10 protein-coding genes are annotated in these 12,005 nt (G+C 54.2%); 9 read left to right on the plus strand and 1 reads right to left on the minus strand.

Annotation, left to right across the window (positions count from 1 at the left end; translation table 11 throughout):
* Nucleotides 1-50 precede the first annotated feature (50 nt).
* The 7 genes from lpxB to H6507_08715 all read left to right on the plus strand — a co-directional run bounded on the left by lpxB (nucleotide 51) and on the right by H6507_08715 (nucleotide 8,243).
* Entirely contained in the window at nucleotides 51-1,367 is a 1,317-nt protein-coding gene (gene lpxB / locus H6507_08685; protein MCB9369165.1) for a lipid-A-disaccharide synthase, read from the plus strand.
* A 180-nt stretch (nucleotides 1,368-1,547) separates the two neighbouring features.
* A complete protein-coding gene (locus H6507_08690; GenBank protein ID MCB9369166.1) occupies nucleotides 1,548-1,988 on the plus strand; it encodes a hypothetical protein in 441 nt (146 codons plus the stop codon).
* Nucleotides 1,989-2,044: 56 nt separating this feature from the next.
* A complete protein-coding gene (locus H6507_08695) occupies nucleotides 2,045-2,578 on the plus strand; it encodes a lysophospholipid acyltransferase family protein (GenBank protein ID MCB9369167.1) in 534 nt (177 codons plus the stop codon).
* 17 nt (nucleotides 2,579-2,595) lie between these two features.
* Nucleotides 2,596-4,035, plus strand: a complete 1,440-nt coding sequence (locus H6507_08700; protein ID MCB9369168.1) for an amino acid permease — start codon at nucleotides 2,596-2,598, stop codon at nucleotides 4,033-4,035.
* A 165-nt stretch (nucleotides 4,036-4,200) separates the two neighbouring features.
* Complete coding sequence (locus H6507_08705; GenBank protein ID MCB9369169.1) at nucleotides 4,201-6,651, plus strand: glycosyltransferase; 2,451 nt, start codon at nucleotides 4,201-4,203, stop codon at nucleotides 6,649-6,651.
* A 121-nt stretch (nucleotides 6,652-6,772) separates the two neighbouring features.
* On the plus strand, nucleotides 6,773-7,420 hold the full coding sequence (locus tag H6507_08710; protein ID MCB9369170.1) for a class I SAM-dependent methyltransferase: 648 nt from the start codon (nucleotides 6,773-6,775) through the stop codon (nucleotides 7,418-7,420).
* A 310-nt stretch (nucleotides 7,421-7,730) separates the two neighbouring features.
* Entirely contained in the window at nucleotides 7,731-8,243 is a 513-nt protein-coding gene (locus tag H6507_08715) for a response regulator (GenBank protein ID MCB9369171.1), read from the plus strand.
* A gap of 236 nt (nucleotides 8,244-8,479) precedes the next feature.
* On the opposite strand, the gene sthA is transcribed toward H6507_08715, so the two are convergent.
* Nucleotides 8,480-9,916, minus strand: a complete 1,437-nt coding sequence (gene sthA, locus H6507_08720) for a Si-specific NAD(P)(+) transhydrogenase (GenBank protein MCB9369172.1) — start codon at nucleotides 9,914-9,916, stop codon at nucleotides 8,480-8,482.
* A 225-nt stretch (nucleotides 9,917-10,141) separates the two neighbouring features.
* Between sthA and H6507_08725 the strand changes: the two genes are divergently transcribed.
* Nucleotides 10,142-10,567 (plus strand): hypothetical protein, encoded by a 426-nt coding sequence (locus H6507_08725; GenBank protein ID MCB9369173.1) that lies wholly within the window; start codon nucleotides 10,142-10,144, stop codon nucleotides 10,565-10,567.
* A gap of 343 nt (nucleotides 10,568-10,910) precedes the next feature.
* The gene (locus H6507_08730; GenBank protein ID MCB9369174.1) at nucleotides 10,911-11,993 is read left to right on the plus strand and encodes a T9SS type A sorting domain-containing protein; all 1,083 of its coding nucleotides are present in this window, start codon (nucleotides 10,911-10,913) and stop codon (nucleotides 11,991-11,993) included.
* Nucleotides 11,994-12,005 lie beyond the last annotated feature (12 nt).

Here is a 12,005-nt window from a genome sequence, read left to right on the forward strand (position 1 = left end):
CATTGCGGGTCTGGAGACCCACAACGGCGAACAAGACAGGCCTCGATATTTTGACGCTTGACCCCCCCTTGCCCCCCCGGAAGACCGGGGGGGAATCGGAATCACCCCCCCTTACCCCCCCGCTGAAGCGAGGGGGAACTTCCATCTTCATTTCGGCGGGGGAAGCGTCCGGGGATTTTCATGGATCGTTTGTTGTACAAAACCTGAAGGAACAGCTACCTAATGCTTCTTTCTTTGGGCTGGGTGGCGATCGGATGCAGGGTCAAGGGGTGGAGCTGCTATTTCATGCGCGGAAGCTCGCGTTCATGGGGTTCGCCGAGGTGGTGCGGCACCTACCCTATGTGATGCATGTGCGTAAGACGGTTTTGCGGGAAATCATGGCCCGAAAGCCGGAGCTGATCATCTTAATAGACTACCCCGGACTGCATTTTTCGCTGCTCAGATATTTGAATTCGCGGAAAAGTGTTTACAAGCCGAGAATTCTGTATTATATTGCACCTCAAGTATGGGCGTGGAAGGCCGCTCGAGGGCCGGAATTGGCTCAACTTGCTCACAAAATTGCGGTCATTTTCCCCTTTGAAGAACAGCTTTTTCAAGGATTTGGATGTGATGCGCGATTTGTGGGTCATCCGCTCTTGGATGAAACAGGAGAAATCCCTCCGAGAGGCGAGTTCCTAAAGAGTATCGGAATTGAGCCCGACGCCCGTGTTTTGGGGATTTTGCCGGGGTCGAGAAAACAGGAATTGCGCAGGCATTTGCCCGTGGTGGTCGAGACCGTGCGAATCCTGAAGAGGCTGATTCCGGATTTGGTGCCGATTTTGGCCGAGTCGCCGACGGTGGCGCCGGAGTTCTATGACTCCTACATGACCCCCCCTAGCCCCCCCGCGCAGCGCGGAGGGGGATCAGAGAGACCCCCCCTTGCCCCCCCGCTAAAGCGAGTGGGAGCAGAGATTATTCGAGCGCGGGGAGTTTCGCATGAACTGCTTGCTCATGCGAATGCTTCTTTGGTGAAGTCGGGATCATCGACTGTGGAAGCCGCGTTTTTCGGTAATCCGTATGTTGTGTTCTATAAAACGTCCGCTTTGAGTTTCGCGATTGGAAAGAGAATCGTGAAGGTTCCGCATATCGCGATGGCGAATTTGCTCGCGGGCGAAGAAGTTGTGCCGGAGTTTGTGCAGGATGACGCGAATCCTGACAAACTCGCGGGAACTCTGTTGCCACTGTTGACTGTGCCGGATGCGATTCGCAATGCGCGCGCGAAACTTGAGAAAGTTCGGGTGCAATTGGGCGAACCAGGCGCGGGGAAACGAGTGGCTGAGATGGCGGTGGAGTTGCTGGGAACAGATTCCGGCGGGGAACCGCGCTGACGCCCCTTCACTATGTTCGAGGGCAAGGCTTAATCCCCGCTCGGCGAAGAGTAAAGGGGAAGCCCCCCTTAATCCCCCAAAAATCACTTCGTGAGTTTTGGGGGGAGACATGAACCTTGAGCGCTTGAGGGAGCGCTCTGCTTGATGAGTGGCTTTGAATTCATCGATAGGGGAAATCGGATGAGCTTACTTCGATTTGCTACTGTACTGGGAATTGTGTTGGCGATGTCATCCGTGCTGTTCGCATTCGATCAGACGGATGATCCGTCACGAGTCATGGCGCCGAAGCGCGTCGTGATTCAATTGTGCTCGCCGACTGCGGACGCGGGCGCGGGCTGCAATCCGGCGGGACGTGTCAGTAAGTCCACGACGTTCGGCGTGCGTCAGGGAGTCAACGGTTCCATTGCGACGGCCCGCTATTGCGTGCATGAACTTGCTCAGACGCCGCGACTGGTACGCGAAAGTATATCCGCAACTGCGGCAACGATCCGCGGAGTTTCCGCCAATTCGGCGGACACAACTGACTCCGCGCTTGCCGTGCTGTACACACTGACGACCACTCTGCTACGAATCGTCTCCTCTTCACTCTCGGCACTCGCTTCGGCCATCTGGCCGTTCTGATTCTCGGCGCGACGTGGCGGTTTCGTGTAAGCGGCTTTTCAGAAGTCGAATCTTACATGAAAGCGCGCAAGCCGCTGGTGATGGTGACGTGGCACGGCAGATTGCTGGGGTCAACGTATCATTGCCGGAAGCGGAACGTCGTGGCGATGATTTCGCAACACCGCGACGGAGAATTGGTTTCTCAGGTCGTGGAAAAAATCGGATATGAAACTGTGCGCGGAAGTTCGACTCGCGGAGGGTCGACCGCCGCGCTGGCGATGATAGAGAAAGTTCGTGCCGGTCAAACTGCCGCGATGATCGGCGACGGACCGCGAGGTCCGATCTACAAACTTAAAGACGGCGCCGCCTATATCTCGATTAACTCAGGCGCCGACGTCATCCCCGTTATCTTTGCCGCAGATCGTACTTGGGTATTTCGCTCGTGGGACCGGTTTACTCTGCCCAAACCGTTTTCACGAGTTTTTTTGTATTACGGCGAACCGATTCCGCATCCCGGCGAAAGCGCCGACGTTCACGAGTTCACTTTGAAGATCGAAGCCGCGTTGGAAGAGCTGCGGGAGAAGGCTGAAACGGAAGCGAGAGCCGCGTGAAGACCAAGCTGCGCTTGATGGACGCGACGATGCTCGTGGTCGGTTCGATGATCGGCTCGGGTATTTTTATTGTCTCGTCCGACATCGCGCGCAACGTCGGGTCCTCGGGCTGGCTGTTGTTCGTGTGGGCGCTGAGCGGGGTGATGACGATCATACCGGCGGTCAGTTACGGCGAACTGTCGGGCATGTATCCGCAAGCGGGCGGGCAATACATCTATTTGCGCAACGCGTACAATCCGCTGATCGGATTTATGTACGGCTGGACGTTCTTTATGGTGATTCAGTGCGGCACGATTGCCGCCGTCGCCGTGGCGTTCGCGAAGTTCACGGCGGTGTTAGTGCCGTGGTTTTCCGAATCAAATGTGCTCTTTGAAATCGCGTCGCTGAAGTTTTCGGCCGCGCAGCTCTTAGCTTTGTTCAACATCACCCTGCTGACCTATCTGAACATGCAGGGACTGCGCGAAGGAAAGTTCGTGCAGAATCTGTTTACGTTCAGCAAAATCGCAGTCCTTGTATTGTTGATTGCATTGGGGTTTTCCGTCGGCGCGAATCCCGACGTTATCAAGCTGAATTTTGCACATGCGTGGGATGCCGTGCGTGCGACGGTGGGCGAAGATGGAAGGTTGATCACGCAGTCGCTGTCGGGAACGGATTTCTTGAGCGCAATTGGTCTCGGATGTGTCGGAGCGATTTTCGCGCTGGATGCGTGGAATAGCTCGACGTTTACGGCGGGGGAGACGGAGAATCCGCAGAAGACGGTTGCAAAAAGTCTTGCGATGGGTACGTTTCTGGTCACCGGACTTTACATGCTGACGAACGTCGCATATCTGTTTATGCTGCCGCTTGCGGGCGATCCGAACGGGCAGGGCGTCATGCAACTTGGGATGCAGTTTGCCGCGAGTGACCGCGTGGCGACCGCCAGCGTCGAAACGCTTTTAGGCGGAGCGGCGATTGTGATTGTCGCGGCGTGTGTGATGATCTCGACGTTTGGCTGCAATAACGGCATTGTGCTGACCGGTGCGCGTGTGTATTACGCGATGGCGGAGCACGGTTTGTTTTTCAAAGACGCGCGCAAGATCAACAAACACGGTGTGCCGGGCGTCGCGCTGGTGATGCAAGGTTTGTGGAGTGGAGTGTTGTGTCTTTCAGGAAAATACGGCGATTTGCTCGATTACGTCGTGTTTGCGACGGTACTCTTTTACGTGTTGACGGTGTGGGGAATTATTCGGTTGCGCACGTTGCGGCCTGACGACGAACGACCGTTCCGCGCGCCGGGGTATCCGTATTTGCAGATATTGTATTTGGTGTTTGCGGTGCTCTTTTCGCTCAATCTTTTGATTTACAAACCGCAGTATACCTGGCCGGGACTAATCATTGTGTTGCTGGGGATTCCGATTTACTTTATGTGGCGGAAAGCGGAAGTGCAGGCAGATTCCGGCGGGGAACCGCTTCGCTAAATCCCCGCTCGGCGACAAGCGACGGCCGGAGGCCGACGGTAGTAGATTTGACTGACACTCCTTATTCCCCGCTCGACGACAAGCGACGGCCGGAGGCCGACGGTAGTAGAAGGCTCAACGTTTGACCCCCCTTTTATCCCCCCGGAAGACCGGGGGGAAACAGAAATGTCCAAAGCTGATTTACATATTCATACCAAGTTTTCGAACCGGCCTACCAACTTCTTTTTGAAGAAGATGAAGGTGTCGGAGTCTATGACTGATCCGGTCGCGGCCTATGAGCAAGCGAAACGGCGAGGGATGGACTTTGTCGCGATTACGGACAGTGACACTTTGGATGGATATGCCCAGCTTGCGCATCATGCGGACGTAATTCCGGCATGTGAGACGGCAACTGAGTTTCCCGAGGACGGATGTCCGGTTCGTTTGCTTGTCTACGGATTAAACAACACGCAGCTCGCGAAGATTTTGTCTTATCGCGGTAACTTGTACAGCGTGCGCGATTATCTGTTGTCGGAAAACTTGTTTCACGTCGTAGCTCAGCCGCTTGAACCGCATGACGGAAAACTCTCTGCCGATCATGTTGAGAGACTTCTATTGCTCTTTGATCATTTTGAATCGCGCAGCGGCGGTCGGCAGCAGCGTACAAATGAATTCATGGCCGCGTTTCTCGACGCGTTGACGCCGGAATATTTGGATCAGATTCAACGCAAATGGAAGATTGAGCCTACGTCCGAGCGTCCGTGGCAAAAAGGGCAAATCGGCAGCTCCAACGACTATTGCGGGCAGTACGCCGGTTTGACGTGGACGGAGACTGCAAGTGTGCCGAGCGCGGGCGAGTATTTGCAGAAACTGCGGCAGCGTGCCGGAGTTCCGCAGGGATTGCACGGCTCCACGATGTCGTCGGCACATTCGATGTACAGGGTCGGCGCGCAGCTTTACGCTCAAAAAGTCCGTAAGAGCGAAGGCGACGTTCAAGGTCTGCTCGAATTGGTTCTCAACCGCGTGCTGACTCCGGAGAAGCCTACGCGCAAGCAGGTAACGCGTGCAGTTTGGGACGGATTAAAGAAGGTCTTCAAGATCCGCAAAAAGCCGTCCGCCGTGGAAAGCAAGTTGATCGCCGAGACGCTGCGGGCTTACCGCGCTCTGCCCAAGGAAGAGCGGTTGATCGGAATCGACCGCGATGACCTTGAAACATTCGACGCGCGACTTTACAATATGGCGGACCGCGTGCTCAGCAATTTGAGCTACCGACTGCTTGAAGACGCGATGGAAGATTTCGGGCGCGGTCAGATAGGCAGCGGCCTGCCGCTCGTGGCCGCGTTGCTGCCGATTCAAAGCGTGATGGCGCCGTACATCTACTCTTTTGACAAGCTCAACCGCGACCGCAAACTCATTAAAGAGATTTACCAGCGCGTCGACGGCACGCTTGAACTTCCGAAGAAGTCCGGAAGAAAAAAAGTGGCGTGGTTTTCAGATACGGTGACGGACGTGAACGGCGTTTCGATGACGCTGCATAGGATGTCCGACGTCGCCGAAAAACTGGACGCTGATCTGGAGATCATTTGTTCCGTCGCCGAATCGCGCGGACCGACGGGTTCGAAGTTTTTGAATTTCCCGCCTGTCGGCGAAGTGTCGATTCCAGATTACGAACTGCAGAAGCTGTCCGTGCCGCCGATCTTGCGCATCATGCGCTATCTTGAATCGCAGGATTTCGACGAGTACATCATCTCGACGCCGGGACCGGTCGGTTTGTTGGCAATCTTTGCGGCGAAACTCTATCAGGTTCCGGTGCGCTCAATCTACCACAGTGATTTTCCGCAGCACGTACGGCAGATTACCGGCGATGAAGGGCTCGAAAAGACGACTTGGAAATTCATGCGCTGGTTTTACGGAATGGCGGACGCGGTGTATTCGCCGAGCGACCACTACCGTAAACAGCTCATCGACCACGGATTCAATCCGCGCAGGTTGTTTATCTACACCCGCGGCACCGACCTTGAGTTCTACAATCCACGTCATCGTGACGAAGAGTTTTATAAACCGCACGGCATCACCGACCGCGTAATCTTTGTTTACACGGGCCGCGTGTCACGAGAAAAAAATCTTGATGTCATCGTCGATGCGTTTTTGCAGGATGACGTTTTGCAAAAGAGAGCTGCTTTAGCCATCGTCGGCGACGGTCCGTTCCGTGACGAACTGATTGCGCGCAAGCTGCCGCCGATGATTGTCTTCCCGGGTTTTGTCAAAGGTAAAGAGCTCGCGAAAGCCTACGCATCGGGAGACGTGTTTGTTTTTCCGTCGACGACGGATACGTACGGAAACTCGGTGTTGGAAGCACAGGCGTCCGGTTTGCCGTCATTGGTCTCCAATGAGGGAGGACCGAAGGAAATTATTCTGCCCAACGAGAGCGGATTCGTTTTGCCCGGCTACGACGTCAAAGCATGGCGGGATGCGATGCGTTCATTGGTTGAGTCAGATGAGCTGCGACAGCGCATGGCTGCGGCGGCGAGAGCGAGAGCCGCGACGCGCGATTGGTCGACGGCATTCAGAGAGTTTTGGGACGAAGATCCGTATCCAAAGGCGGATGAAGAGGTTCGCGCCGTCGTTATCGCATAAGACTGAAGTTCCGGCCGGGTTGCGCTGCTCTTAACCCGGCTCGGCGAAGAGTTTGTAGACAACACTGCCCCCTGACCTCCCCGCTTTGACGGGGTGGATTTGAGAGATAAGGAGAATTGCATTGCCGGTTATTGAACACGCTCGAAAAGGTCGACCCGAAGGATATACTTCTGACAACCATCGCAAGTGGGAAGTCAACAACGGTCTTTATCAAAAACACTTAGAACTCTATCTCGACCATATGTACAAACTGCTCGAGTTCACAGGCGCGCAGAATGTACTTGATGCCGGGTGCGGCGAGGGGATCGTTTTTCGCGCGATGCAGGAGCGGGGCTACAAGGGTAAGTGGACGGGATTCGATTTCAGCGACGACGCCATAAAGTTTGCAAAAATCGCATCGCCGGAAGCCGATTGGCACGTCGGCAGCGCGTATGACATTCCCTTTAAGGACGAGCAGTTTGACGTTGTTTTCTGCTCGCAGGTTTTGGAGCACTTGCCTGAGCCCGAGAAGGCTTTAGCCGAACTTGACCGTGTGGCCGAACACTGGCTTTTAATTTCTGTTCCCTACGAGCCGATCTTCCGTGCGTTGACGTGGTTTTCCGTGACGTTTAAGCTCGGCGGAGATCCCGGTCACGTTAATCATTGGCGACCCGCGGATTTCAGACGGTTCATGCGCACCGCCGGAAAACTTCACGCTTGGGAACGCACGACGATTTATCAAATCGGTCTGGTGGACGTAAGACCGAAGCACCACTCGAAACCGGTGTGACCAGCGTGCCGCTGGACCGATTGCGCTGACGCTTCGTACTGAAATTTGATTTGAGTATTTTCTTGTTCGTTGCAGTTTGAGTGAAGATAACGCAATTGCGTTTTGCATTGCGTAGATGCTATAGGTTGAGAGCGCACAGCGAGTTGTTGAATTCACACGACTGTTGCGCGCCGCGGCTACGATAAGTGATCCGTTGAACATCGTCGGGTCATCTCTCTAAACATTTAATCGCATTAGGCTGTCGCCGCTCTGTTGACCCGGAGCGGCGACTTTCTTTTGGTCTGGTCCTGCCTTTGCCATAAGGGAAAGCGTGACTGGACGATTTAAAAGCGATGATGCGATGAATAACAATGGATGGAACGCGACCGAGCAGCGGGTGCCGATAGACATACTGCTGATCGAAGACCGGGATGAGGCCATTGAAATGGTGGAGGGTGCGATTGCAGAGACCAGACTCAGCAACCGCATGGTCGTGGCAAGATCGCAATTGGAAGCGATGCACTATCTTCGCCACGCGGCCGCGTACGGGCCGTTCGATGCCGACCACTCAATGAGCAAACCCGGCTTGATCTTGCTTGACATTAACATGGACAGCCAGCAAGGGTTCGAGGTGCTGCACGAGATTCGCACGGATCCTACGCTGATGACGATTCCCGTCGTGATTTTGACGGACAACTTGGCCGAGTCGGATTTGGCCTACACGATTTCACACGGAGTAACCGGCTATTTTCTGAAGCCGATGGACCCCGGACAACTGCGCAAAGTCGTACGCGACGTCGAAGATCACTGGAACCTGCTGTGGAACGCACCATGCGCGAATTGATGATTTAGACGGACTGGATGATTAGATAGGATATACGATGAACAGGAACGCCCGCCGAGAAATCGGCGGGCGTTGATGCTCTGGTCGTAAATATGAAGTCGGAAGAGGGATTGAGTCCGAGGCCCCCGCTGGGTGACGCCGCAAGGAAACTTGTTTACTACCGTCGGCCTCCGGCCTTCGCTCTTGAAGTGATGCCGGCTATCCCCTGCCGGAGGCAGGAAGGTAGCAGGGGTGTATCATACGCGCTGCGGAGCCTTTTTCACTGAACCGAGCGCGGCCAGACGGTTGTGCGCGTCGAGCGCGGCGGTCTTGTAGCATTCGGCGAGCGTCGGATAGTTGAACACCGCGTGAATCAAATAGTCAATCGTGCCGTTGTGCGCGATCACAGCTTGGCCGATGTGGATCAACTCCGTCGCGCCGGTGCCGATGGCGTGTACTCCGAGTACGCGGCGAGTTCGTTGATCTACTAAGAGTTTTACCACTCCGGTTTCATCACCGAGAATTTGTCCGCGTGCTATTTCGCGATAGCGCGCGACGCCGATTTCGTAGGGAATCGATTCTTGCGTCAGCAGCTCTTCGGTCGCGCCCACGGTGGATATTTCCGGTATGGTGTAAATTCCGTAGGGATAGATATCGGGAACTTGACGGTCGTCGCGCAAACCGAAAGCCTCGAGCGACGCGAGCCGACCTTGCTCCATCGACGTACTGGCAAGTGCGGGGAAACCGATTACGTCGCCGACCGCGTAGATATGCTCGACATTCGTGCACAGCCGCGAATTCACTTTTATTTTGCCGCGCTTATCCACTTCGAGTCCGGCTTTTTCGGCGTCTATCAAATCCGCATTCGCTTGCCGTCCCGCCGAATAGAGCGCGACGTCGCTGACAATGATCTTCCCGGACGCGAGCTTGGTTACCGCGTGCGGCTCCGATCCACTCTTGTCCACGATGACTTGCTCGACTCTTTCGCCCAATCTGAAAACGACATTCAGTTGGCGCAATTGATAAACCAGCGCGTCCACGATTTCCGAATCGACAAAGCTCAGAAGCTCCTTAGCCAAATCCACAACCGTGACTTGCACTCCGAGCGCAGCAAAGATACTCGCGTATTCCAATCCAATCACGCCGCCGCCGATACACGTCATCGTGCGCGGCAATGTCTTTATGTCGATGATCGAATCGGCGTTCAGAATTGTCTCGCCGTCGTGCTCCACTCCCGGCGGCATGTAGGGCCGCGTGCCGACCGCGATCACGATCTTGTCGGCTGAGACTTCCGCGATTTCACCGTGATGGTCAACGACCAAGGTGTGCGGGTCCTTGAACTTTCCGTTGCCGACGAAAATTTCGACGTGATTGCGGGTCAACTGCGATCGTATCACTTCCCATTCGCGTGTCATCACGAAATGAGTTCGATAGCGCAGGTCGTCCGCCGTGATCACCTCTTTGTTGCGAAAGGTTGCGCCGTAGAACGCGCGCTGCTGAATGCCGGATAGGTGGATCGCGGCCTCACGCATGGTTTTAGAGGGGATTGTTCCGGTCGCGACGCAGACTCCGCCGAGTTCGCGCATTCTTTCAATGATAGCGACCGTCTTGCCGGATTTAGCCGCGGCAATGGCTGCGCGCTGACCGCCGGGTCCACTGCCTAAAACTGCCAGATCGAATCTCTGAAGTGACATTGTTTAGAAGTTTATAGTTAGGAAATATTCATGACCCAAAGAAGATAGCAAGTGAAGTGCCGACTTGCAACTTCCACTCCATGAAATGTTGCAGTCCGCCATCATATCTGACTCGCTCTGGTATCAGGTATGCGTTCAACCTCTTTGCATACAGTTGGTTAGATAGTTATTAATATTTGGCCCTTTGGTTGCTTTATCGTCAGATAGCACTAATGGGATATAAAAATGAATCAGCGCGGCGTAACAACTCTTGAATTACTTCTGGTGGTCGTCATTATGGGAATTCTGTCGATGGTGACGATGACTGAGTTTTTCAAGATCCACAACCGGGCTTATGTGGGGGCAGCTATTTCCGACCTTCAAGTTCTGCGGAAGGCAATGGCGATGCACGATGCGGAGTGGGGCTATTTCCCACAATCTGACGCCTCAAATATGGGTGGGCTTATTTCACAACTTTTAGACCCGCTGGGGCAGCCCTATTTGAAGCCGCCTTCAGGTGATAATTGGCGGTCGTTTGTCTATGCGGCACCTGATCCTGCCGATTTGCTGGCCGACTACGATCTAACGGTGATATGTAACGATCACTTCAACACTCAGGTGACCGTTCATTGGGATTCAAAAATCGACATCATGCGGCTGGGGCCGAATTAAAATCACTCCCCAAAAATACTCGAAAGCGGTCAGCTAAGTTATTGCTGGCCGCTTTCTTTTTGCGAATCCGTGAGAGAATGAGAGGACTAAATTTACTACTGACCCTACTAAATTTAGTGAAGTGCGACAAAATTCTCGCGCTTTAGTCTTATTTAGTGCGGACCAGTACCGTTGTAACCCCTTAAGGGTAGGGATTTAGTTGTTAGAACTATACTTAACATGTTATGTCTTATCATGTAGCCATCTCGAAACGTTTTGCCCCTTGTCCCGTTGCGGTCTCTCAACGTATATTGTGTGCGTAATACGAAACGAATACCATGTGCCCAACTACTGTGGAGAAACCATGAACAAGATGAAGATTCTGTTTGTTGCGGCGGCCTTGATGATGATGCTCGGCCTCACGACCCAAAAAGCAAATGCCTGGTGCAATCCGGGCGAAGTGTATTGCGGTTTTGTCGTTGATTCGAATGTGACCGTTGGACATGACGACGTAGAACGTTATCGCGACGGTTGGGACGGACCGTATTGTACGCCCGGTGGAGTTAATGACCGCTGGCGCGGCAAGGCTCACGTCTACCGCATTCACAATCCCGGCAACCCATTTGTCGTGACCCTCGACTGGAATGATAATCCGAACACGGATCGTGACGACTTGATTTTGGTCGTACTTGAAGATTGCGACGCGAATAAGTGCCTCGGTTCGGATCCGCATACGCTCGAGTTCTCCTCTGAGAATGGCAACGAGATTGACGACAACGATTCCAACGGTATCTGGATTATTGTGGACAGCCGTAAGGACACGACCACGGCTTACACCCTCAATATTTATTGCGGCGACTTCCCGTTCAGCGTCGAGTTGAGCTCTTTCACGGCGACCCGCGTGGGTGAAGGCGTTTCCATCAATTGGAGCACCGCTTCCGAAACTGACAACGATCACTTTGAAGTTTCGCGCCGCGCAGTTGGCGAAGAAACCGAATGGATGACCATTGGCGTCGTCGGCGGAAATGGAACGACTTCTTCGGAACACCACTACTCGGTGACGGATAATTCGGCCGGCAATGGCAGCTACTATTACATGCTGCAGGGCTTTGACGTGAACGGCAGCGTGCAAGAATACGGCACGGCCTATGTCGAAGGCGTCGTCGAAACCGCTCCGGTGGTTGAGACTTTCGGGCTGTTGGGCAACTATCCCAACCCGTTCAACCCGAGCACCAATATCCGCTTCTCGCTGGCCGAGACGTCGGATATCACCTTGACCGTATACGACGTGCAAGGCCGTATCGTGACTGAATTGGCCAACGGTACCGTCGAAGCCGGCGTGCATGAGCTTTCGTTTGACGCGAGCGGCCTGACTTCCGGCGTATACTTCGCGCAGTTGTCCGGTTCGTTCGGCAGCGACGTCATGAAGATGGTCTTGATGAAGTAACAAAACTTCACG

The organism is Calditrichota bacterium, from assembly GCA_020637445.1.
In the GTDB taxonomy this organism is placed as follows: domain Bacteria; phylum Electryoneota; class RPQS01; order RPQS01; family RPQS01; genus JABWCQ01.